Annotated in this window: 13 protein-coding genes; 11 read left to right on the plus strand and 2 right to left on the minus strand. The window is 66.8% G+C overall.

Annotated elements, in window-relative coordinates:
• Positions 1–6: 6 nt before the first annotated feature.
• Entirely contained in the window at positions 7–864 is an 858-nt protein-coding gene (locus tag RPC_RS16895) for a thioesterase II family protein (protein WP_011473794.1), read from the minus strand.
• Positions 865–1,046: 182 nt separating this feature from the next.
• Between RPC_RS16895 and RPC_RS16900 the strand changes: the two genes are divergently transcribed.
• The 11 genes from RPC_RS16900 (at position 1,047) to RPC_RS16955 (ending at position 22,402) form a co-directional block, all read left to right on the plus strand.
• Entirely contained in the window at positions 1,047–1,895 is an 849-nt protein-coding gene (locus RPC_RS16900; RefSeq protein WP_415914728.1) for a phytanoyl-CoA dioxygenase family protein, read from the plus strand.
• Between the two features lie 468 nt (positions 1,896–2,363).
• Positions 2,364–2,675: a putative quinol monooxygenase gene (locus RPC_RS16905; protein WP_157043339.1), complete on the plus strand. Its 312-nt coding sequence runs from the start codon at positions 2,364–2,366 to the stop codon at positions 2,673–2,675.
• A 207-nt stretch (positions 2,676–2,882) separates the two neighbouring features.
• On the plus strand, positions 2,883–6,047 hold the full coding sequence (locus RPC_RS16910) for a non-ribosomal peptide synthetase (RefSeq protein ID WP_415914729.1): 3,165 nt from the start codon (positions 2,883–2,885) through the stop codon (positions 6,045–6,047).
• A gap of 28 nt (positions 6,048–6,075) precedes the next feature.
• Positions 6,076–13,014, plus strand: coding sequence for a non-ribosomal peptide synthetase (locus RPC_RS16915; RefSeq protein ID WP_041802984.1), 6,939 nt, complete (start codon positions 6,076–6,078; stop codon positions 13,012–13,014).
• A gap of 8 nt (positions 13,015–13,022) precedes the next feature.
• Positions 13,023–14,678, plus strand: a complete 1,656-nt coding sequence (locus RPC_RS16920) for an efflux transporter outer membrane subunit (protein WP_011473799.1) — start codon at positions 13,023–13,025, stop codon at positions 14,676–14,678.
• Positions 14,675–15,787: an efflux RND transporter periplasmic adaptor subunit gene (locus tag RPC_RS16925; RefSeq protein WP_011473800.1), complete on the plus strand. Its 1,113-nt coding sequence runs from the start codon at positions 14,675–14,677 to the stop codon at positions 15,785–15,787. The genes RPC_RS16920 and RPC_RS16925 overlap by 4 nt, the downstream gene beginning before the upstream one ends.
• A 12-nt stretch (positions 15,788–15,799) precedes the next feature.
• Positions 15,800–18,865, plus strand: a complete 3,066-nt coding sequence (locus tag RPC_RS16930) for an efflux RND transporter permease subunit (protein ID WP_011473801.1) — start codon at positions 15,800–15,802, stop codon at positions 18,863–18,865.
• Positions 18,866–18,917: 52 nt separating this feature from the next.
• The gene (locus RPC_RS16935; protein ID WP_415914730.1) at positions 18,918–19,661 is read left to right on the plus strand and encodes a 4'-phosphopantetheinyl transferase superfamily protein; all 744 of its coding nucleotides are present in this window, start codon (positions 18,918–18,920) and stop codon (positions 19,659–19,661) included.
• A gap of 211 nt (positions 19,662–19,872) precedes the next feature.
• A complete protein-coding gene (locus RPC_RS16940; RefSeq protein ID WP_011473803.1) occupies positions 19,873–20,223 on the plus strand; it encodes a hypothetical protein in 351 nt (116 codons plus the stop codon).
• 888 nt (positions 20,224–21,111) lie between these two features.
• Positions 21,112–21,858 carry a Crp/Fnr family transcriptional regulator gene (locus tag RPC_RS16950; protein WP_415914731.1) on the plus strand — a complete coding sequence of 249 codons (747 nt, stop codon included), beginning with the start codon at positions 21,112–21,114 and terminating at the stop codon, positions 21,856–21,858.
• Between the two features lie 193 nt (positions 21,859–22,051).
• Positions 22,052–22,402, plus strand: coding sequence for a GrlR family regulatory protein (locus RPC_RS16955; RefSeq protein WP_011473805.1), 351 nt, complete (start codon positions 22,052–22,054; stop codon positions 22,400–22,402).
• 199 nt (positions 22,403–22,601) lie between these two features.
• Here RPC_RS16955 and RPC_RS16960 read toward each other — a convergent pair whose 3' ends face one another.
• On the minus strand, positions 22,602–24,293 hold the full coding sequence (locus tag RPC_RS16960) for a methyl-accepting chemotaxis protein (protein ID WP_011473806.1): 1,692 nt from the start codon (positions 24,291–24,293) through the stop codon (positions 22,602–22,604).
• Positions 24,294–24,329 lie beyond the last annotated feature (36 nt).

Genomic DNA, 24,329 nt, shown 5'->3' on the forward strand with positions numbered 1-24,329 from the left:
CGACCCTTAGGGTTTTTGTGCTGACTGGATGATGGATCGCCCGGCCAAGGCCGGTTCAGGTACCGCGGAAACAGAGCGTGCGACCACGATCAGCTCCGTCACAAGGTCGGCGAACGCGGCGGTGGCGCCGGTCCAGGGAAAGTGGCCCGACTTGAGCGCGCGGAAACGCACGGGGCCGGCGCAGATTTCGCGCCACGCACGACATTCCTCGTCGGAGACCGAAGGATCGGCGAGCAGGCGGATCACCGACAGCGCGCAGCGTAGCTGCGGCGTGGTCCCGAGCCGGTAGGTCTCGCAGGCCTCGATGTCCGCCCGTAGTTCCGCTTCCTGCGCTTCGCCGAGCAGATCGCCGAGATCGGGCCCGACGGCGCCGAAGCATTCGCGCAGCTCGGCGAGCAAGCGAGCGCGCGGCAATCGGTGCAGCGGAGCATCGCAAGGCGGCCGGCTCGGCGAGCGAAATCCGGAGACGACGAGATGCAGCCGCTGTGCGGCGTGAGCTTCGAGCCTCTCCAGCGCGACGGCCGTCTCGAAGGCCAGCAAGGCGCCAAAGCTATTTCCCAGCAGCGTCAGCCCGGCGGTTTGGTCGCCCAACGCAAGAGCGATCGCTTCGGCCACGGCGCCGCCCATCCCTCTCGCGTCCGCAACCGCCACGCCGACGTCGCGTCGCGGCAGAACGACGGTGGCAATGGAGAGATCATCGGGCAGCGCGGCAGCCAGACCCATGCAGGACAGCACGGTGCCACCCGCATGGGGAAAGCAGATGACCACTGGCGCGCCTGGTATCCGGCGGACCCAGCGCAGGATCTCGGCGGCAGCGAGGGCTTGTTCGGTTTCGATGCGCGACCTCGACAGAAACGCCGTCACGAGATGTATAGCGGCTGGACAGTGCCCTGCAATGTGCCGCATCCTGCGCGCGTCGTGTTCGGTGACCGCTCGGCAGTTCGCCCGGCGCTTTGCTCTGGGCGTGCTCGCCCACGAGTACGCCCCCCGAACCGAACGTTCTGCCGCGGAATATTGCAGGAGGTTGCATGCCGAATGACAACGCGGTGATCGACGAGGACCTTGTCCAGTCGCTCGATCGCGACGGCGCGATCTGCCTGCGCGGCGCCTTCGCACAGGATTGGGTCGACCTCGCGGCGGAAGGCATCCGGTGCAATCTCAAGCACCCCGGCCCGATGTTCCAGAGTTTTTCGCCCGAAGGCGAAGGCGCGTTTTACTCCGACATCTGGTCGCGTCGGCAAATCCCGCAATTCGAAGCCTTCGCCCGCCAGTCGCCGGCGGCCGCAATCGCCGCCCGCTGCCTGCGGACCAGCACCGTCCGACTGCTGCAGGACACCTGGTTCTCCAAAAGCCCCGGCACGCAGGCGCGCACGCCCTGGCACCATGACAATGTGGTCCTCGGACCGTTCTGCTCGGTCTGGGTCACGCTCGACCCGATCCCGCGTGAAGCCGCGCTGGAATTCGTGCGCGGTTCGCACCGCTGGAATCAGCTGTTCATGCCGGCCAACTTCTTCGAAAACGCCGAGAGCGACCTGCCGGCGGTGGAAGAGTTTTATGCCCGCTACCATGGGCAGTTCGATATCGCGGCGCGCGAAACGTTCTCCCGCGTGCCCGACATCGAGGCGCGCCGCGAGGACTACGACATCCTGAGCTGGGACATGGAGCCGGGCGATTGCCTCGTCTTCCACGCCAGGACACTGCATGGCTCCGCGGGCAACAACCTCACGCACGACAGCCGCCGTATGGTCACGCGCTGGGTCGACGAAACCGCGGTGCTTGCGCCTCACGGCCGTGTCGTGGTCGATCGGCTGGTGGCCGAGGGATTCGAGGTGGACCTCGCCGTCGGCGCGCCGATCCGCGGCAATCTGTTTCCGGTCATCTCGCCATTCGCCTAAGCGATAATGGGATCTGCGAATCGAGCGCTTGGCCGGCGCTGCGTTGCGCACGGGTCCAGCGGTTGCGCGCCGATCGCCGCCAAGTGGCCACGCTCCGGCCCGCGCGTCACCGGCCATGCGCGGCCACTCCGCCATCCGCACGAAGGCTTCACCGCGAACCGCGCCACGGCAACGCCACGCTGACTTCGGACCCGCCATTCCCATCCCTTATTCGGACGCCCACCGGCCCATCGCGGCAAACCGGCCGCGTGTCATTGTACCGACGCCCTGTGTAAAGCCGCGCGTGATTCGCACGTGATAGTTGATAATTCTATATCATCACAATTTTTAATTTCCTTATCGTTATTGATCCTGATAAGTTAAATTACTGATTAAAAACAGAAAAATATGCCAGTTGCGATTCGGTCCGGGTCCCTGTAAGCCAGTCCTACAACTTTAGATGGAGGAATCGCCGTGGCTAATATGTTCATGACAATCTCCCGTTGTCACGTGAAGGCGGGAAGCGAGAAGGAAGCGCGCGCGCTTCTCGAGAAGGAAATGCTTCCTACCGACGGCAAGAAGCCGAAGGACGTCATCGAAGGTCTGGTCGGCTTTGGACTGATGAAGTCCAAGAAGGACCCGTCGATGTATGGCGTCGCCACGGTGTGGGAAAGCGAAGCCGCTTTCGACAAGATGTCCACCAATCCGCGGGCCAAGGACGGCGGCGGCATCGTCGAGAAGCTCCAGAAGCTGTGCGACGGCGACATCAAGGGCGAAGGCTTCTACATCGAAAGCCTCTGACGATTGCGGCGGCGGTCGATGACCGCCGCCAACTATCGCGCAAGTCGTTCGCAAATGCTGGTATCAAGATGCCAGGTCGCGGCTCGGGTGGTGATTCGCGGGTGACCGTCACGTCGCGGCGCGAGGGCGATTCCAGGCATTTCGGTGCGGAATCATACTTGAGGTCGACCGCAGTTTCTTCCCGCCTGTGACGTGCGAACAGGCCGCGTGCGCTGCATTCTGCTTTTCAAAGGCAAATCATTGGCCCGAGGTCCGATCGAAGACATCTACGGCCTGACCGATATGCAGCGCGCGATGCTGGTGCGCTGCGCCAGCTATCCCGATCAACCTCTCTTTATGGGCCAATGGTGGGCGCTGCTGACCGGCCCGCTCGATGCAGTCGGATTCAGCGCCGCATGGGCGGCCGTCGTGACGCGCCACGCCGCGCTGCGCTCGGGCTTTCATTGGGAGCTCAAAGGCGCGCCGACTCAGATGGTTCTTGCCGCCCCGGCCTTCGAGGTGCAACGAATCGATTGGACCGCACAGGACGACTGGCGCTCCGCGCTCGATGCCTTGCTGGAAGATGACCGCGCCCACCCGTTCGATGTGCGGCGTCCGCCCTTGATGCGGGTTCGACTGCTGACCCTGGCGCCAAACCGCCATCTGCTGGTGTGGACACGCCATCACCTCACCGTCGATGGCTGGTCGCTGGGCGACATCCTGGACGAGGTGTTGGCGCTTTACCGAGGCGAATCACTTCCGCCTGCCGTCTGCTTTCGCCGTTACGTGGAGTGGTGGCAGGGCCGTGATGTGACGGCCGCGAACCGGCATTGGAGCGCCGTGCTGGCCGGCTATGCGCCGGACACCGTGATCCGCAGCACCGCCGGATCGGGACCGCGCATCGGTGAGGTGGCGAGCATACTTCCCGCCGATGTTGCTGAGCGCCTCAATCAGGTCTCGCGAGCCGAGCGGCTGACCTTGAGTACGCTGGTGGAAGGCGCGTGGGCCCTGGTGCTGGCGCGCAGCAGCGGTGCCGACGATCTGCTGTTCGGTTGCGTGGAGACGGTACGGCCGCCGGAGCTGCTGGGCGATCGCTCGACCCATATGGTCGGACCGCAGATCGGCGTGCTGCCGAGCCGCGTCCGCCGCGATACCACGCCGCTGCGGCAATGGTTGGCCGAACTCCAGCTCGCCCGCGTCGCGGGTCGCGAGGCCGGGCCGCTGGGCCTCGACACCATGCGCGAGTTGCTCGGCCTGCCGAGCGATGCGCTGCCACTGCGCAGCCTGATCGCGGTGCAGACCTATCCTCTGGCGCTCGTCGCTGCGTTCCGGACGGCCGGCCTGGAGATCGCCGCCAGCGGCGACGTCACGCTGCCGGACATGCCGCTCAATCTGATGGTGGAGATCGGCGAAAACTTCGAGCTCCGCCTGATGTTCGACCACCAGCACGTCTCGACCGAGCAGGCGCGCCAGCTTCTCGACATGCTCGGAACTGCGCTGCGGCGGCTGCCGGCACAACTCGGCGCAGCGGCGGACACGCTCGACGTGATGTCCGAGTCGCTGCGAACGACCATCGAAGCCGCGCTGCAGGGCGGGCCGCTACCCGCACCGACGGGCACGGTGCTGGATCTGATTCTCGCGCAGATGAGCGCGCAGCCGGACGCGCCGGCCATCATGGCGAGCGACCGTGTCTGGTCCTATCAAGATCTTGGCGCCCGCGCCGCCGCGCTTGCGGCGCGGCTTGCTGCTGCCGGGGTGCAGCCCGGCGGCCGTGTCGCCGTGATGCTCGATCATGGCCCGGAGGCGGTGGCCGCCATCCTCGGCATTCTCTGTGCCGGGGCGGCCTATGTGCCGCTCGATCCCGAGGCCCCGGCCGAGCGGCGGTCCATGATCCTCGACAGCGCGGACATCGCGGCGGTGGTGACCCGCCGCGCATCGACCGCAGCGTTTCCGGGCATCATGACCTTCGCGGTGGAGGATATCGCACCGCAGTCGTTGGATCTCGACGCGGTGAAGCGAGCGGCGGCTTCGGATGAGGCCTATGTGATCTTCACCTCCGGCTCCACCGGGCGGCCGAAGGGCGTCAGCGTCGGCCACGACAATCTGCGCTATCACGTCGCCGCCAGCACGGCGGAGAATGCCGACCTGCCGATCGGGCGTTTCCTGCTGACATTCCCGTTGTTTTTCGACGGATCGGTGACCGGGCTGTTCTGCACGCTGTGCGATGGCGGCACGCTGGTGATGCCCGATGCCGCCTCGTCGCGCGATGTCGATGCGCTGGTCGCGCTGATACGCAGCGCCGACGCTACTCATGTGTGCATGACACCGTCGCTATGGGCGATGCTGCTCGACGCCGCCGGCCCGCAGGGTTTCCCTGGCGTGCGCATGGCCAAGGTGGCCGCCGAGCCTTGCCCGCCGGCGCTGGTAGCAGCTCATGCGGGCGGTGCACCCCATGCGGTGCTGTGCAACGAATACGGGCCCACCGAGGCGACCGTCTGGGTCTGCGTCGAGCGCTGTCGGCCGCAGACCACCGGCACGAGCGTCGCCATCGGCCATCCGATCCCTGGCACCCGCCTGCATGTGGTGGATTCCGCGGGGCGGCCCTGCCCGTTCGGCACGATCGGCGAACTGATTGTCTCCGGGCCGGCGGTAGCGCGGGCCTATGTGGGCGCGACGCCGGGGGGCGACTTACGGACTCCGCTTTCTGACATTCCAGAGTATCGCACCGGTGACCAGGTCTCGCTTGGCTTCGATGGGCGGCTGTTGTTCCATGGCCGTCGGGACCGACAAGTCAAACTAGCCGGCTATCGTGTCGAGCCCGGCGAGATCGAAGCGGCGCTGCGGGCCCATCCGGGCATTCTGGAAGCCGCGGTGGTGGTCGAACAGACCGACGGGCAGCCGGCGCGACTGGTGGCGCATCTTGGAGCCGGACCCGGCGCCGCCGACGATGCGGAACTGCGCAGGCAGCTCACCATCCGGCTTCCCGCCTACATGATCCCGCAAGCTTTCGTGCGACATCAACGCCTGCCGCGCATTGCGAGCGGAAAAGTCGACACCATGGCTTTGCCTCGCGCTTTCCTGGCCCACGCCAGCGAGGCCCCGCCGCAAGGACCTCTCGAGACCTCGCTGGCCGCGATCTGGAGCGAACTCCTCGGTGGCGCCAAGGTCGGGCGCCACGATCATTTCTTCGCGCTGGGCGGCAGTTCGCTGCTGGCGATGCGGATGATCGCCCGGGTGCGCCGGGATCTCGCGCTGCCGGCGACGCTCGGCGACCTGTTCGAAGCTCCGCAGCTGTCCGCCCTGGCGGAACGGATCGACGCGGCCTCGGCCACAGTGCAGCCGGGCCCTGAGCTGGCCGTGCGCCGACGCACCCGGGTGGAGCTACCAACTTGATTGTCGCCCCACCGCCGGAATGCCGCTGATGGCGAACGGCTACATCGCGGGGCTTTCGTTCGGCCAACGCCAGATCCGGGTGGCGGAACTGCTGCGACCGGGACGCACGCTGTTCGCGATGCCGCTGCTCGTGCGCATCTCCGGGCAGGTCGATGTGGAGACGCTACGCGCCGCGCTGGATGCGGTGGTACGGCGTCATGATGTCTTGCGCGCGGCCTTTCCGCTGGTGGACGGCGCGCCGGTCCAGGCCGTGGCCGATGACGGCTCGTTCCCCTTGCCGGCGATTCAGACCAAAGTCTGTTACGGCAGTGAAGCCTTCGAGACGGAACTGCGGGCGCGGGCGCAGGCGATGGTCGATGAGCCGTTCGATCTGTCGGCCGGGCCGCTCGCCCGGTTCTGCCTGCTGATCGCCGCGGATGCAGGCGCCGCACTGGTGGCGGTGTTTCATCACATCGTTTGCGACGGGGCCTCGCTCGAGCTGTTTCTGAGCGACCTGACCGCGGCCTATGACGACGTGCTGTCGGGACGCGCCGACACCCGCCCCGCTCTGCCGCTGCAATTTCCCGATTTCGCCGATTGGGAGCAGGAACGCTTCGGCGCCGCAGGCCCTGCTTCGGACGCCGCCATGGCGGCATGGCGCGAGCGCCTGCGGGGCGCCCCGGCGCGGCTCGACCTGCCCTATGACCGGCGGCCGAGCGATACCGACACCGACAGCGCCCGCTCGGCTCAGGCGCATCTGCATGTGCCAGGCGACGTCTCTGCCGCACTCGCGGCGCTGGCGCGGCAGCACAACACCAGCGAATTCAGCCTGTATCTCGCTTTGCTGTTCGTCGTGTTGCGGCGATGGAGCGGCCTGGACGATCTCGTCGTCACCATTCCGGCCTCCAAGCGCGACCGCCCCGAACTCGCGGAGCTGATCGGCCTGCTGGTCGACACTTTGCCGATCCGGGCCGTGGTGGGCGAAGATGCGCGCTTCCCAGCACTTCTTGCCGACGTGCGCGACACACTACGCGCGGCCATGGCGCATCGCGACCTGCCGTTCGAACGGATCGTGGAGGCGAGCGGCGTCGAGCGGCGCGGCGAGGCTGCCCCCTTCATGCAGATCCTATTCGGAGCCGCAGAGGCACCGCCTGCTCCCATCACCGCACAGGACGGCTGCCGTTTCGAAATCCTGCCGGAGCAGCTCGGGCAGGAAGCCAAGGCGGAGCTGTCGGTGGTGTATGCCCCCTCGCAGGACGGCCTGCGGCTGTGGTGCCGCTATGACGCCAACCTATTCGAGGCGGAAACCATCGACGCCGTGCTCGTCTGGTTCGGTCGCATCGCCGCAGCGCTGGCGGAGCAGCCGGAGCAATTAGTTCTGGAAATTCCGCTGCTATCGCTGGCGGACGGGGCGGCGCTGATCAGTGAGTTCAACACCTCGGCGCTGGACTATGAGCGCGACGCCAGCGCCATCGAACTGTTCTTTCGGTATGCGGCGCGGCATCCCGACGCAGTCGCCATCGAAGACAACGGCATCTCTTTGACCTATGGCGAGCTCGCCGCGCGGGTCCGGCGGCTGGCCACCGTGCTCGCCGCGGACGGAGTAGCGGCCGGCGACGTGGTGATGCTGGCGCTGCCGGTCTCGGCGGCGCTGATCGAAGCGCAACTGGCTGTGCTGGCGCTGGGCGCCGCCTTTGCGCCGGTCGATCCGTCATATCCTGCCGAGCAGCGTGACCTCCGCGCCCGATGCGTCGGTGCCCGGCATGCCGTTGCGCTCGACCACTCCGAGCCGACCGCGGGATGCACTACGCTACACTGGACCAAGCTCCTCGCCGACGCGGAGACGGCAGCTCCGCATCCCGGATGCGCGGTGGCGGCGGCAAGTCCGGCCTATGTGATGTTCACCTCCGGCTCCACCGGCACGCCCAAGGCGGTGTGCGTGCCGCATCGCGCCATCGTGCGGCTGGCGCGCGCGCGCGGCCTCGCGGCGCCGGGACTACGCGCCGCGGTCTATTCGAATCCCGCCTTCGATGCCTCGACGCTGGAGATCTGGCTGCCGTTGCTGAATGGCGGCACGCTGCTGCCGGTGGATCGCACCATGGTGATGGATCCGCGCGCGTTGCGGCTGTTCCTGGCGGAGGCGCGGATTTCGCTGCTGTGGGTCACCGCCGGCCTGTTCCAGCAGATCGCGGCCATCGACCCTTCGGCCTTCGCCGGCCGGCGCCTCGTCATCACCGGCGGCGACGTGGTCAATCCGGTCGCAGCGCGGGCGGTTCTGGCTGCCGGCCGCGACCAGGGACTCGTTCTGCTCAATGGCTATGGCCCGACCGAGAACACCACCTTCAGCACCACTTTCGATATCGCCGGCCTGCGCGACGACGAGCTGAGCATCCCGATCGGCACGCCGATCCCCAACAGCACCGCCTATCTGCTGGACCCTGCCGGCCGGCCGCTGCCGCCGGGACTGGTGGGCGAGATCTGGGTCGGCGGCGATGGGCTAGCGCTGGGTTACATGGGCGACGCGGAGCTGACCGCCGAGCGCTTTCGCCCGGATCTGTTTGCGCCCGCCGGCGAGGCGCGGATGTATCGCACCGGCGATCTTGGCCGCTGGCGACCGGACGGCAACATCGTGTTCCTCGGCCGCGCCGACAAGCAGGTGAAAATCCGCGGCTTTCGGGTGGAGTTGGGCGAGATCGAAGCGATGCTGGCGCTGCATCCCGCTGTCGGCGGTGCGACGATCATCGCCCCCCGCCGGGCGAGCGGCGATCGCGACCTCGTAGCCTACGTCACGCCGAAGCCCGGCACGGCGCTCACGGCGACCGAGCTACGCAATTATCTGCAGGAGCGCCTGCCTCGGCAGATGCTGCCGCAGGCCTACGCCATTCTCGACCGCCTGCCGCTGACTGCGAACGGCAAGGTCGATCCACGCGCGCTGCCGCAGGTGGACGTGATGGAGACACTGCCCGAAGCATCCCTCGAACCCCGCACGCCCGAAGAACGAATTCTCGCCCGGATCTGGAGCGATCTGCTCGGCCACGGGCCGGTCGGCGTGCAGGACAATTTCTTCCACGTCGGTGGCGATTCCATCCTCACCATCCGGCTGGTCGCGCGCGCCTATGAGGCCGGCCTCGACATCGAGCTGAAGCACGTCTTCGAACAGCCGACCATTGAGGGCCTCGCCGCCATCGCGGTCCGCCGCAAGCGGGCGGTGCAGGCCGAGGGTCACAGCGCCCGCCTGAGCGTCGAGCTGGTCGCCGCCGCCTGTGACGACCGCAATCCGTGCCGCTTCGTCAGCATCGCCGTCGGGCCGAAGATCTCCGCCGTGGATGTCGGCTATGCGATTCAGCGCCTGGCCGAGCGGCATGACGCGCTTCGCCTCGTCGTCGTGGAGGATGCCAGCGGACGATCCATCGCCGTGTCGGATTTTCTGCCCGCGGTGCCGGTGCGCTTTGTCGACGTGCCTACCGGGACGCTCGGCGATCTCGAGCGCTGGATCGCGGAGACCAGCAGCCGGCTGGCGCGCGGCATCGACCTCGCGGCCGGTGTCACCATCGCCGCCACGCTGGTGAAGCAGGACAACGCGTCCGGCGCCGGCTGCACCGTCGTGCTCGCTTTGCACGAGGCGGTGGCAGACGACCGAGCGTTGCTGCTGCTCGCGACGGAGCTCGAAACCGCCCTGGCGGCGGGTCCTGACAGCGCACGTCCGCCGGCGCCGCCGCTGAGCTTTTCGCATTGGTTGACCTGGCTCGCGGGCTATGCGGCCAGCTCCATGGTGCGCGAAGCGGCGATGGCCTGCGAAGCCGCGCAGGTCGATACTCCGCCGGTCCTGCTTGATGCGACGGATCCCGCGGTGCCTCGGGCGCAGCTGCTATTGGACGGCAGCACGTCGGGGATGTTGCTGGAGGACCTGCCGGGCCGGCTCGGCGTCTCGCTGCTCGATGCGCTGCTGGTCGCGCTCGGCGACGCGCTGGGCGGCGCAGCAGCCGTCGAGGTGGTGGACGGCCGTCGTACCCTGCCCGCAGGGGCACCGGCGGCCGCCGGTCTGATCGCCAATCTGGATGCCGTGCTGCCGCTACGCGCCTGCGCACCCGGGCGCGCGCTCGGCATCCGCCTGCGCGACGCCAAGGCAGCGCGGCAGCGGGCCGAGCCGCTTGGCCCAGCCTTTAGTGCGGTGCGGTCGGCGTTTCGGCTGGCTCCCGCCGCCATCGGCCTTGCCCTCGCGCCAGCACCGGCTCAGGACCCGGCGATCCGGCTGCATCCTCACACCCCGATCTTCTCTGCCTCGGTCCGCGCCAGCCTGACGGTGCGGGTGACCGGCGGGAGCATCGCTCTCGCCTGGTCGGGGGCGTCTCCGTCCCGCGCGCCGGAGACGATGCTGGACGAGATCGCAGGCACGCTCCGCGCGATCGCCAACTGGACCCGGGAGCAAAAGGCGCCGCTGCTGACGCCCGAGGATTTTCCGCTCGCCGGCCTCGACGCCGCGACGCTAGACCGCGTGGTGGGAACGGCCACCGACATCGAAGACATCTATCCGCTGTCGCCGATGCAGCAAGCGATGTTGCTGCATTCGCTGAGCCGGCAAGATTCGGTGGTGAATTTCGAGCAGAGCTGCATGCGCTTTCGCGGCCCGCTCGACATTGCCGCTTTGCGCAAGGCCTGGACGCTGGTGTTCGACCGCCATCCGGTGCTGCGCACCGTGTTTTACTGGCGCGGATTGAGCCACCCGCTGCAGGTCGTCCGCCGACCGGCCGGCGCGCCCGTGCAATTGGAAAGCTGGCCGGCCTTCAGCGCCGAGCGTCTCGAGCAACGTCTGACGCAAGACCGCGCCGCAGGCTTCGACCTCGAAGCCGGTCCGCTCGCACGCCTGATCCTGATCCGCGTCAGCGCCAGCGAGGCCTACCTGATCGCCAGCTTCCACCACATGCTGGCAGACGGCTGGTGCCTTGCCCAGCTCGAGCGCGAGGCGCGTTCTGCCTATGAGGCGTTCCGCCGCGGCATCCCGCCGGCGTTGCCGCCGCCGGCGCGCTTTCGCGATTTCATCGCCTGGAGCGGCACGGTCGAACGGGCCGGGATGCGCGATGCCTTCGTGCCGCTGCTCGCAGCAGCGCCGTCGCAGCCGGCGCTTTGCCCGCCCGGCAACGGGGCTTCGTCCTACGTCACGGTCCGGCGGCAGCTGTCGGCGCAGGACAGCAAGGCGCTACGCGATCTGTCGCGGCGGCGCGGCCTCACCATCGCCGCGCTGGCGCATCTGGCCTGGGGCCTATGGTCGGCGGCGCGGCGCGGCTGCCGCGACACCGTATTCTGCACCACGGTGTCTGGCCGGCCGCCTGAGGTGCCGGGGGTCGAGCAGATGGTCGGCCTGTTCATCAACAACCTGCCGGTGCGGCTGCGGTTCGATGCCGGGAGCGCGGTGCTCGGCCTAGCGGAAGAGATGCAGCGCCAGATCGCAACCCTGCAGAGCCAGGCCCAGGTCTCGCTGATGGAAATCGTCGAGGCGGCTGGCCTCGGCGATTGCGCCTCGGCTTTGTTCGATACGCTGCTGGTGGTGGAGAACATGCCGTCCGGCTCGGACGCCTGGACCGGCGCCGGCGGCCTGCGGGTGGATAGCGTCTACAATGCGCTGAAGTCCGCTTACAGCGTCACCGGCGTGGTGGTGCCCGGCGAGCGCGTCGGCCTGTCGATGGTGCTGCCGGACACCGACGGCACCGCCGGCGCGTTGGGCGAGCGGATGATCGACGAATTCGCCGCCGTGTTCGCCGCGCTGCCCGACGCCATCGATCGGTCGGTATCCACCATGCCGCTGCCCGCTGCCGCTCCCGTCGCTCGCGCGACGGCCAGGGCGGACAGCGAGCCAACCGGCAGCGCTGCGCCGATCCCGCTCCGTCCCCGCCATACGGACTCGTCGGAGCAGGCCGTTCTCGACGTGCTCTCGACTATCATCGGCCGCCGACTGGGGCTTGCGGAAGACGTGCTGGCGGCCGGGCTGACCTCGCTCGGCCTCGCGACCGCCGCCTCACGCTTGTCGGCAAAGCTCGGGCGGCCGGTGCCGGTCACCGCGCTGATCGAGCATCGCAGCGCAGCCGCACTGGCCCGTGCGCTGACGACAGCCCCGGTCTGGGATGCGGTGGTGCCGCTCACCGCCGGGCGCGGCGAGCCTTTCGTCTGCGTGCATCCGATCGCCGGCGATGTCAGCGCCTTCCTCGACATCGCCCGCGCGTTTCCGCCGACAACACCGTTCTGGGCGCTGCAGGCGCCCGGGCTGGAGCCCGGACAGCAGCCGCCCGGCTCGGTGGCGGCGCTGGCTGCGGCCAATCTCGCCGCGCTGGCACGCCGGGGCCATGCTGCCCCGCGGCTGCTCGGCGGCTATTCGTTCGGCGGCATCGTCGCCTATGAGATGGCGTGCCAGCTCGCCGCGCGCGGCACGCCGCCCGAATGCCTCATCATCATCGACACGCCGGCTCCGCTCGGCAGCCACTCCATCCTGCCGCGCGACCCCGATCGCGCCGAGGCGGAATGGCTGCTGCGAATGGCCGGCGTGCGCGCACGACACCACGGCACAGCGTTGCGCCTGAGCATCGATGACCTGTTGCCGCTCGACAGCGAGGCCCGTTTCGAATTGGCCACCGCGCGGATGCTGGCCGCTGAACTGATCGCCCCGGAATCGGATGCCACCTGGCTCGGCCGCAGCTATCGCGCCAGCCGCGCGCTCTATGATGCGTTCCTGGCCTACGCCCCCGCGCCGGGCGCGCCGCGCGATCTGCCGATGTACTTGGTGCGCGCCTCTTCGGTCAGCCACGGCGACCTCAGCGAAACGGATCGAGCCATCGTGTCGGCGCCCGACATGGGCTGGTCCCGCCTGGTCGATGGCATTCGCGGCGTGCGCACGATCCAGGGCGATCATGTGTCGATGCTGTCAGGGACGGCTGCCGCACAGACGGCCGCGGCTATCACCGGCTTTCTCGCCCGCCCACGCGCTGCGTTCGGATAGGATCACGCATGGGAGCAACGGCGATCCGCCACAGAGGAAACAACGAGCACAGCGCGGGTCGATGGAGCTTGGCTACGGCAGCGCCGCGCGGGCGGATCTGGGCGGTCGCGGGCTCGCTGCTGCTCTCCGGCTGCATGGTGGGGCCCGACTTTGAGCCGCCGCTGCCGCCGGATGTCAGCGGCTACACCCCGCAGGCCGGGTTGCGGCCGGCGATGGCGAGCGAGATTGCCGGCGGCGCGCCGCAGCGGTTTGTGGAGGGGCTCGAAGTCGGCGGGCAGTGGTGGCGGGAGTTCAACTCGCCGCAGATCAACGCCTTCGTCGAAGAGGCGGTGCACAACCACCCGAATGTGCGGGCCGCCCAATATGCGCTGCGGGCGGCGCGTGAAACCGCGCTGCAGACCCGAGGCGCGCTGGCGCCGCAGATATCGGGCCAATCCTCGGCAACGCGACAGCAGGTGCCCGCGGCCGCCGGCGGCACCACCGGCGCGCCATCGATCTACAATCTCTATGATGCGACGGTGAACGTCAGCTACACGCTCGATCTGTTCGGTGGCCTGCGGCGGCAGGTCGAATCCGCCGAGGCGCTGGCGCAGTATCGGCGGTTCGAGATGGAGGCAACCTATCTGGCTCTGACTGCCAATGTGGTGACCTCCGCGATCTCGGATGCCTCGCTGCGGGCGCAGATCGCGGCCTCGCAGGCCATCATCAAGGCACAGACCGATCAGCTACAGCGCGTGCAGCGGCAGTTCGAAGTGGGCGCCAACTCGCAGGCCGAAGTGCTCGCTCAGCGCGCAACGCTGGCGCAGACCCAGGCCACGCTGCCGCCGCTGCAGAAGCAATTAGCTCAGGGCCGCAACCAGCTGATGGCCTATCTCGGCCGGCTGCCCAGCCAGGATCGCGGCGAGAGCGTGAATCTGTCGAGCCTGCGGCTGCCGCGCAAGCTGCCGGTGAGTTTGCCGGCGCATCTGGTGCGGCAGCGGCCGGATATCCGCCAGGCCGAGGCGACGCTGCACCAGGCGGCGGCGCTGGTCGGTGTCAACACCGCTAACCTATTGCCGCAATTCACCATTACGCCCTCGGCGGGGACTGACGCGCTCACCGTCGGGCAGTTGTTTACGCCGCAAAGCGCAGCCTTCACGCTTGCGGCAAACCTGGGGCAGAAGCTGGTCGACGGTGGCCAGGCCTACCGCACCAAGGAAGCCAGCGTCGCCAGCTTCGAGCAGGACTACGCGCTCTATCAGAGTACCATCATCACCGCCTTCCAGAACGTGGCGGACGCGCTGCGCGCCGTGCAATTCGATGCGGTCACGCTCCGCGCCCAGGGGGCGGCGGAGAAAGCCGCGCTCGACAGCCTGACCATGGCGCAGGAGCAATTCAAGTCCGGCGCGATCGGCTATGCCATCATCATCACGGCGCAGCAGACCTACCAGAACGCCGTCATCTTGCGGATCCAGGCTCAGGCGATGCGCTATGCCGACACCGTGGCGCTGTTCCAGGCGTTGGGTGGCGGATGGTGGCATCGCTTCGACGAGACCCGCGAGGCGTTTCCGCGCAACGGCGGTTACTTCCAGGGACCGGACGGCCCCGCGCTGTCCGCAACCCGAGACGGCGCGAGCAACGAACCCGCGCTGACGCCCGACCCTGAGATGGAGCGCCCCCGGTGAGTAAAAAGAGTGTCATCGGGTTGTTGGCGGTCGCGCTGCTGGCGGGAGCATCGTACTACGTCGTCAAGCACGGCATCCCCGGCCGTCACGCCCCGGCGCATCGCGGCGCGCCGGCGCAGACGGTGGCGGCGCAGACCGCTCAGATGCAGACGTGGCAACCGGCCATGGAGCTGGTCGGAGAGCTGCGCGCCTCCAAGGGCGCGGATCTCGCGCTGCAAGTCTCCGGCATCGTGCAGTCGCTGTCGTTCGAATCCGGCGACACCGTGCAAGCCGGCGCGCCGCTGCTGCGGCTGGTCGCCGACGACCAGATCGCCAAACTCGACTCGCTGAAGGCCACCGCCGAACTGAACGTCCTGATCCTGAAACGCGACACCGAGCAGCTCAAGATCAAGGCCGTGAGCCAGGCCACGGTGGACAATGACGAGGCCAATCTGAAGAACGCCAAGGCTCTGGTGGCGCAACAGCAGGCGTTGGTCGCGCAATATAGCCTGACGGCGGCCTTTGCGGGACGCCTCGGAATCCGCGGCGTCGATCTCGGCCAGTATCTCAGCGCCGGCACGACGATCGTCACGCTGCAGGCGCTGGATCCCTTGTTCGCCGATTTCTTCGTGCCGCAACAATTCTTCGGCCGCCTGAAGGTTGGGCAGCCGGCGAAAGTGAAAGTCGACTCCTTTCCCGGGCAGGAGTTTGCCGCCATCGTCAGCGCCATCAACGCCAAGGTCGAGAGCGGCAGCCGCAACGTCAAGGTGCGCGCGGAGCTGAAGAACCCGCAAGGCCGGCTGGTGCCCGGCATGTTCGCCAAGGTCGCGCTCGAGATCGACGCGGCCGAAAAATTCGTGACGCTGCCGCAGACCGCCATCGTCTCCAATCCCTACGGCTCGACCGTGTTCGTGCTGGACAAGGGCGCCGACGGCACCGGCCTGGTGGCCCGGGAGACCTTCGTCAAGCTCGGGCAGGCGCGCGGCGATTTCGTCGCCATCGTGTCCGGATTGAAGGAAGGCGAGACGGTGGTGGTGGCCGGCCAGATCAAGCTGCGCAACGGCACGCCGGTGGTGATCGACAACAACAACATTCCCGAGGCCAAGCTCGATCCCAAAGTGTCGGACTGACAGGAGCGGACGATGCCCATCACCGACCTCTTCGTCCGACGCCCGGTGCTCTCGCTGGTGGTGAGCGCGCTGATCCTGGTGATCGGCCTGCGCGCGATGTTCTCGCTGCCGATCCTGCAATATCCGCAGATGCAGAACGGCGTGGTGACGATCACCACCACCTATGCGGGCGCCGATTCCGACATCATCGCGGGCTTCATCACCTCGCCGCTGGAGAATGTGATCGCCCAGGCCAACGGCATCGACACCATGACCTCGTCGAGCCAGACCGGGGTCAGCGCGATCACCGTGCATCTGCGGCTGAACTACGACAGCGGCAATGCCCTCACCGAGATCAGCACCAAGGTGAGCTCGGTGCTGAATCAGTTGCCGGCCGGCACCCAGCAGCCGATCCTGGCTCTGAAGATGGGTGCCACCATCGATGCGATGTACATCGCGTTCTCCAGCACGGTGCTCGCCGAGAACGAGGTGACGGATTACGTCGCCCGCGTGGTGCAGCCCAAGCTGCAGGCGGTGGCCGGCGTGCAGGTGGCGGAAATCCTCGGCGGCAAGAATTTCGCGCTGCGCGCCTGGCTCGATCCGGACAAGATGGCCTCGCTCGGCCTCACCGCCACCGACGTGGCGACCGCGCTCAAGACCAACGACTACATCTCCGGCGTCGGCACCACCAAGGGTCGGCTGGTTCAGGTCAAACTGTCCGCCGCCACCAACATGCAGTCGGTGCAGGCGTTTCGCGAACTCATCATCAAGACCGTCGATGGCGCCATGATCCGCCTGCAGGACGTGGCGAACGTCACGCTGGGCAGCGACGACTACGACTCCCGGACCAGCTTCAACGGCAAGTCCGCGGTCTATATCGGCATCCAGGTCGCCCCCTCGGCCAATCTGCTCGATGTGATCGAGGGCGTGCGGCAGACGCTGCCCGGCATCATCTCGGACCTGCCCAGCGGCCTGTCCGGCACCGTGCTTTACGACGCCACGCAGTTCGTCAACACCTCGATCCGGGAGGTGGTGATCTCGCTGTTCGAGGCGGCGCTGATCGTCACCCTGGTGGTCTTTGCGTTCCTCGGATCATGGCGCTCGGTGTTCATCCCGATCGTCGCCATCCCGCTGTCGCTGATCGGCAGCTTCGCGCTGATGCTGGTGCTCGGCTTCTCCATCAATCTGCTGACGCTGCTGGCCCTGGTGCTCGCCATCGGTCTGGTGGTGGACGACGCCATCATCGTCGTGGAGGGCGTCAACCGCCACATGGAGCTGGGTCTGAAGCCGATCGACGCCGCGATCACCGCGGCGCGCGAACTGTCCGGTCCGATCATCGCGATGACCGCCGTGCTGATCGCGGTCTATGTGCCGGTCGGTTTCCAGGGCGGTCTGACCGGCTCGCTGTTCACCGAATTCGCCTTCACGCTGGTGGCGGCGGTGCTGGTGTCGGCGGTGGTGGCGCTGACGCTGTCGCCGATGAGCTGCGGCTATCTGCTGGCGCCGCACGATCCGTCGGCGCGCACGCTGGAGGCCCGCATGGTGCGCGGCATCGACCGCGTCATGACGTCCGTCACCGGGGCCTATCGCATCGCGCTGACCGCCTCGCTGCGACTGTTGCCGCTGACCATCCTGTTCGGCGCCGTGGTGCTGGCGAGCATCACCTGGCTGTATTCCCACTCGACCTCGCAGCTCGCGCCGCCGGAGGACCAGGGGGTGATCCTGACCATGATGTCGGCGGCGCCGAACGCCACGCTGGAGCAGCGCGAAACCTATGTGCAGCAGATCTACGGCATTCTCGACAAGCGGCCGGAGACCGACCTCGTGTTCCAGATCGACATGCCCGGTCAGGTGATCGGCGGCTGGGTGCTGAAACCCTGGGACCAGCGCAGCCAGTCGGCCCTGGCCCTCGCTCCCTTGATCCAGCAGCAGTTCAACAAGATCGCCGGGGTGCGGGTGGCCGCGTTCCAGTTGCCGCCGCTGCCGGGCAGCAGCGGGCTGCCGATCCAGTTCGTGCTGAAATCCAACGATTCCTATGCGCGGCTCTATCAGGCGTCGGAGAACTTCCTCAGCGAAGCCATGAAGAGCGGCAAGTTCATCTTTCTCGATGGCGACATGAAGATCGACCAGCCGCACGCCAGCATCCATTTCGACCGCGACAAGGTGGCGTCGCTCGGCCTGACCATGACTGACGTCGGCGCCGCGATGTCGACCATGCTGGGCGGCAGTTACGCGAATTATTTCGACCTCGGCGGACGATCATATAAAGTCATCCCGCAGGTGATGCAGCAGCATCGGCTCAATACCGATCAATTGCTCAATTACTACATCCGGGCCGCGGATGGCACGTCGGTCCCGCTCTCCACCATCGCCCGGATCGAGATGAAGACCGTGCCGCAGTCGCTCAACCATTTCCAGCAGCTCAACGCCTCGACCATCTCCGGCATCGCCATGCCGGGCGTGTCGGACGGCGATGCGCTGGCCGAGTTGCGGGCGGTTGCCGCCCGGGCGCTGCCGTCGGGATACAGTTACGACTATGCCGGGTCGTCACGGCAGCTGGAGAACGAATCCAACGGCTTCGTCACCACCTTCGCGCTGGCACTCTTGATCATCTTCCTGGTGCTGGCGGCGCTGTTCAACAGCTTCCGCGATCCGCTGGTGATCCTGGTCTCGGTGCCGATGTCGCTCGCCGGCGCGCTGTTCTTCATCTGGCTCGGCGTCGGCGGCGCCAGCATCAACATCTACACCCAGGTCGGGCTGGTGACGCTGATGGGGCTGGTCAGCAAACACGGCATCCTGATGGTGGAGGTGGCCAACACTTTGCGCCAGGAAGGCCGCAGCAAGCACGACGCCATCATCGAGGCGGCCAGCATCCGGCTGCGCGCGATCATGATGACGACGGCCGCGATGGTGCTGGGCGTGACGCCGCTGATCGTCGCCACCGGCGCCGGCGCCAATTCGCGCTTCAACATGGGCCTGGTGATCGCCACCGGCCTGGCGATCGGCACGCTGTTCACCCTGTTCGTGGTGCCGGCGTTCTATCTGCTGCTCAGCCACCGCGACCAGACCGAGCCGGCGCCGGCCGTGGCGTCGGCCTGAGATGACTGCGTCCCGCACCCCGTTTCCAGGAATTGAGCGGAGCGCAAGCTTCGTGCTGCACGACGGCAGCCGCGCCCTCACCTGCGCCGTTGCGCTGGTGGCCGCTCCGTTGGCAGCGCTTGAGGCCGACGCACCACACTTCCTCAGTCCCGCGGAGCAGGCGCTGCTGACAGACCGGCTCGCGCCAAGCCGCCGGCAGTCTTTCCTCGCCGGGCGACGCGCGGCCAAGACCGCTTTGAGCGCTCTCGCGCCGGGCGTTTCGCTCCGCGAGATCCAGGTGCTGCCAGGCCTGCTGCAGCAGCCGGTGGCGTTCGTGCCGGGCCGGTCGAATGTGCAGGTCACGCTGTCACACGCCGGCACCGCGGCGATCGCCGTCGCGCATCCCGAGGCGTGTCCCATGGGAATCGACCTGGAACGTGCCGCGCCGGAAGCGCAGTCCGCCCTCGGCGAACAGACGACGCCCCGCGAACGGGCGCTGGCGCAAGCCGTGCTGCCTTACGACGAGCATCAGCGCCTGCTGTTGCTGTGGTGCCTCAAGGAAGCGCTCTCCAAGGCGCTGCGTTGCGGGTTGACGGTGCCGTTCAGCCTGCTCGAGGTGGCGAGCCTTGTGCCGCTGCCAGGCGGCGTGCGCGCCCGCTTTGCAAATTTCACCCAATACGAGGGCATCGCGTTCTGCGAAGCCCCCTTCACTCTGGCGACGGCGCTGCCGCACAATGTGCGATGGCAGAGCACTGACGCAGCCGATTCTCCTCAGATCTTGCGCGAGTGGCTCAGGGAAGCCGCTGCTGTCGGGTGATCCACCACGCACCCGCCGAGCTTGCGGACGTCGCGAAGGGCTATTCAATTCTGATTGAGGGCCAAACTGTCACAGCTGATCCTCGTTATCCTGGATGAACCGCGACTGCCCGCCGACGTTGGAATGTCTCGCAGGCCATCCCGGAAAGCGCCGCAACCCCAATGGCATATTCCGAGCTGTCGCAACATCAACCCTAAAGGGAGAAAGACCGATGCCGGTTCGCAAATTCGCTTTCGCCGACGCAGCGCTGCAACGTTCCCCTGGACAGGACGGCGAGATCTTTGCCGGCAATGTGGTCGACCAGCGGCACGGTGCTGCGGTGACCATTGGCTTTGGCCGCTTCGGACCTCACCAGAGCCTGACCGAAACCATGGCGGTCGACGACGTCATGGTGATCCTCGAGGGGCGGTTGTCCGTTTCAAGCGGCACGGAGATCTTCAGCGCGGGTCCGGGCGAGATGGTCCACATGCCGAAGGGCGAGAAGGTCACCATCCGCTCGCACGAACAAGGAGCTGCTACCGCCTACGTCACCTATCCGCACTGGCAAGAAGCGCGTCAGTGAGACGCCACCGAAGCGGCTTGCCGGCGGCCGACTCGGACGTTCCATCCGCGCCGCAGCCTGTTCCCCGGCAGGACAAGAAAACGCCGCCGACCTGACCCGACGGGTCTGATGCGGCGGCAGTCTGGGAGGAACGCCCAACGAATCACCATGCGGCAGCACCGAGCCGTGACTGACGGCTTCCGATCGGCGCGCATCAACACCTCGTGAACTACTCCGACCTGATCTCGGTTCTCTCCGACCCGCAGGTCGTGCATTGCAAGAGCGCGGCACTCTGTCCCTCAAATAGCGACGGATACAGCGCGATGACGCGCATCGGCTGATCGGATGCGCAGTTCGGACAATGGCCCGGCGTCGGAAATTCGAAAGCGAATTTCACCGGCGGCCACGACATCGAACGATTCATTTTCTATCCTCTCACGAGGCGAATGCTCATCCTCTCACGCGGCCAAGCGCCGGATCTCCAGCAACGACATTGCGCTTGGTCACGAGCCAAACTCTGCGTCACAATCCTCGACGTCGCTGCTCACTTTCGCTCGGACCAGGCGGATAGTCGCAAATTTCTTTGCCATCGATTCGAATCCGGCGCACCGTCGGCCGCGGCGTTTCCGCGGCGTGCCCGCCAGAGCATTTTCGGTTAGGATCGAATCATCCAACCAAAATCGGCGTCATTCCGGATTGCGAGTTCGAAGAACGAGCAAGTCCGGAATCCATACTCCCTGCGGTGGCTATGGATTCCTGGCTCACTCGCAGCTGACGCTGCTCGTGCCCCGGAATGACGGCCCGGGACTCTTGAACCGCAGCAATCCTAACCGAAAATGCTCTAGGCTCGCTGCCTCGGAATGGTACGAGCCGGTTGGCGATTGCCAAGGCCCGCGGCGTCCGGCATGCATGATGAAATCTCCAACAGCGATGCGGCCCGCCGCCGGGGGACCCATGCTTACACGTTCCCCCAACCAGTTCTTGGCGTCGCTTCCTGCCGACGATTTCGCACAGCTTCAGCCCGATCTTCGCCCGTTGCGCTTGGTGCAGGATGAAGTTCTGTTCGAGGCTGGCGAGACCCTGACCGCGGTCTACTTTCCCCACAGCGGCATCATTTCGAAGGTCGTGCACCTTTCCGACGGCTCCACGGTCGAGGTGGCGTTGATCGGGCACGACGGGGTCTGTGGCGGCGCGGCGGTGCTCAATGGCGGGATCTCACCGACCACCGCCACCGTCCAGTTCCCGGGCTCCGCAAGCCTGATCGATTCCAGACGTTTCATCGCCGCGGCAAGCCGCAGCGAAACACTGCGCCTGGCCCTGATGAAGCTGCAGTGGATCGATTTCGTCCAGGCCGAGCAGTTGGCGGCCTGCAACGCCTCGCACGACATCACCGCGCGGCTGTGCCGGCGATTGTTGCGACTACGGGATCTCGCACTCAGCAACACACTGCCGCTGACCCAGGACCTGCTCGCCCGGATGCTCGGCGTCCGCCGCAACAGCGTCTCGCTGGTCGCCGGGGCGCTGCAGCACGCCGGCATCATTCGCTACAGTCGTGGTCAAGTCGAGATCACCAGGGTCGACGGCCTCGCCGAACTCGCCTGCGAGTGCTACGCTACTAACAAGTCGCATGCCGATGCGCTGAACCGCCGGGATTGACCTCGCCATTGCGGTTGTGGCGCCGATCGTCCGGTCAGCCGACGCTCGGCGCGCGTCCGATAGCGCTCATGCTGCGAGCAACCGCGTCGCAGACCAGCCCGGCAGCCGATCACTTGACGCGTTGACGAGGCCCAGCCGGCTTTGGCATAACGGGGTGCGCTCGTGATGGGACCTCAAGAGAAGCCGGGACGACATGCAGAACGGCCTGTACTCGATCCATGTCGATCTGCTCGATGGGCGATCCGGCAAGGGAAGCGGCGTGGTGATTTTTCGCAACGGCACCATTCTGGGTGGCGACGCCTACCTGTTCTACACCGGCAGCTACACCGTGAGCGGCGACAGCTTCAAGGGCGAGGTTCTGGTCAGCCAGCACACCCCCAGTCCCGACGCCGATCCGCTGTTCGGGGGGCAGAAGAATCCGGTCGGGATCGGCGTCTCCGGCACCGCCACCGCGACGTCGGCGGTGATCAACGGCACCGCGCTGGTCGGCAAGGCCTGCCTGCTCTTCAAGGCCACGCTGCGAAAGCTGGCCGACGCGGACTAGAGCATGTTCGGTTCGGATCGATGCGGTTCAAGACTCCCGGGACGTCATTCCGCGGCACGAGCAGCGTCAGCTGCGAGTGAGCCCGGACTCCATAACCACCGCGGGGAGTATGGATTCCGGACTTGCTCGTTCTTCGAACTCGCAAGCCGGAATGACGACGACATTTTGGTTGGATGATTCAATCCTAACCAAGAGGTCTCTAGGCGGCGCGCACCGTGCTGAGGAACTTGTCGACCTCGAGCTTCAACCGGTTGCTGTCGCGCGACAGCGAGCGCGCCGCGGACAGCACCTGCGAAGATGCCGATCCGGTCTCGCCGGCGCCGTGCTGCACGGCGCTGATATTCGAACTCACCTGTTGGGTGCCTTCGGCCGCGCGATGCACGTTGCGGGAGATTTCCTGCGTCGCCGCGCCCTGCTGCTCGACCGCCGTGGCGATGGTCGCGGCGATTTCCGACATCCGCCCGATGGTCAGGCCGATCTCCTTGATCGCGCCGACCGACTGCTGCGTCGCGGTCTGGATGCCGTTGATCTGCAGGCTGATCTCGCCGGTCGCCTTGCTGGTCTGTTCGGCCAGCGCCTTGACCTCGGAGGCAACAACGGCAAAGCCGCGGCCGGCGTCGCCGGCGCGGGCCGCCTCGATGGTGGCGTTCAGCGCCAGCAGGTTGGTCTGTCCCGCGATGGTGTTGATCAGTTCGACCACGTCGCCGATCCGGCTTGCCGCCTGCGACAACTGGCCGACGCTGTCATTGGTCTTCCTGGCCTGCTCCACCGCGTCTCCGGCGATCCGCGCGGATTCGTGAACCTGCCGGCTGATCTCATTGACCGACGAACTCATCTGTTCGGTCGCCGAGGACACCGATTGCACATTGCTGGCGGCCTCTTCGGAAGCCGTGGCGACGTTGGTGGTCAGCTGCTGGGCGCGTGCGGCGGTCGCCGTCAGCGTTCCGGCGGAGGCTTCCAACTCGGTCGAGGCCGACGACACGGTGTCGATGATCTCGCTGATGATGGATTCGAACTCGCGGGTGATGGCATCGACCCGATGGCCGCGTTGGATCTTGACATCGGCTTCCAGCGCGGACGCCTCGTCGGCGGCCTTCTTGGCGATCAGCGCCTCCTTGAACATCTGCAGCCTGTCGGCCATCGCGCCGATCTCGTTGTTCTCGCCTTGATGCGGCACTACGGCGCTGAGGTCTCCGTCGCCGAGCGCCTGCATCGGGCGGATGATCGAGCCGATGCCGCGGCCGACATCGCGCACCAGATAGACCGAGATGCCGACGCCGGTGATCATCGCCAAGCCGAGGATGATCGCCAGCAGCCTGAACACGGTGTCATAGGTTGCGGCGGCCGCTTGGCTCGCCGCAGCCGAGCCGTTGTTGTTGTAGTCGATGCTCTTCTTCAGAACGGCGTCGGAGGCAAGCCCGACCGGATTGACGACGTTGTAGCTCAGCTCATGGGCGTCGTGCGGCACCTGTCCTGCGGCATTGCGCGACAGCGCCATCACCTGCTCGTTGCCCTTCTCGAAATTCGCCCACATCGCCGCCCATTCCTGATAGATCGCGCGCTCCGCGGGCGTGGTCAGCAACTTCTCGTAATTCCGGCGGATCTCGGCGATCTGCTCCATCAGCTTGGCCAGCCGCTGTTCGGTCGCCGCCTTGGTCTGCGCGGTTTCCGAGAGCATGTGTTCGCGCACCATATTGCGGTAGGTGAACAACGCGCCGCGAAGATCGCCGAGAATGCGGACGCTCGGCATCCACTTGGTCTGAATTTCGACCGCGGTGGCGTTGATCGCCCGCATGTTGCTGACCGCCAATAGGCCGATGCCGGTCATGGCGAGCAGCAAGAAGGCGACGACGGTGGTGATCTTGGCGCGAATCGACAGCCTCGCGAGCATGGGGGAAATCCTTGTCTGGTGAGATATGACCGCCGA

This window comes from Rhodopseudomonas palustris BisB18 (assembly GCF_000013745.1).
GTDB classification, from domain to species: domain Bacteria; phylum Pseudomonadota; class Alphaproteobacteria; order Rhizobiales; family Xanthobacteraceae; genus Rhodopseudomonas_A; species Rhodopseudomonas_A palustris_F.

Bases quoted from the DNA above. Each gene is read 5' to 3' on its own strand.
- RPC_RS16960 (WP_011473806.1), bottom strand. From the start codon at position 24,293: ATGCTCGCGAGGCTGTCGATTCGCGCCAAGATCACCACCGTCGTCGCC.
- RPC_RS16920 (WP_011473799.1), top strand. From the start codon at position 13,023: ATGGGAGCAACGGCGATCCGCCACAGAGGAAACAACGAGCACAGCGCG.
- RPC_RS16940 (WP_011473803.1), top strand. From the start codon at position 19,873: ATGCCGGTTCGCAAATTCGCTTTCGCCGACGCAGCGCTGCAACGTTCC.
- RPC_RS16930 (WP_011473801.1), top strand. From the start codon at position 15,800: ATGCCCATCACCGACCTCTTCGTCCGACGCCCGGTGCTCTCGCTGGTG.
- RPC_RS16950 (WP_415914731.1), top strand. From the start codon at position 21,112: ATGATGAAATCTCCAACAGCGATGCGGCCCGCCGCCGGGGGACCCATG.
- RPC_RS16905 (WP_157043339.1), top strand. From the start codon at position 2,364: ATGACAATCTCCCGTTGTCACGTGAAGGCGGGAAGCGAGAAGGAAGCG.
- RPC_RS16955 (WP_011473805.1), top strand. From the start codon at position 22,052: ATGCAGAACGGCCTGTACTCGATCCATGTCGATCTGCTCGATGGGCGA.
- RPC_RS16915 (WP_041802984.1), top strand. From the start codon at position 6,076: ATGGCGAACGGCTACATCGCGGGGCTTTCGTTCGGCCAACGCCAGATC.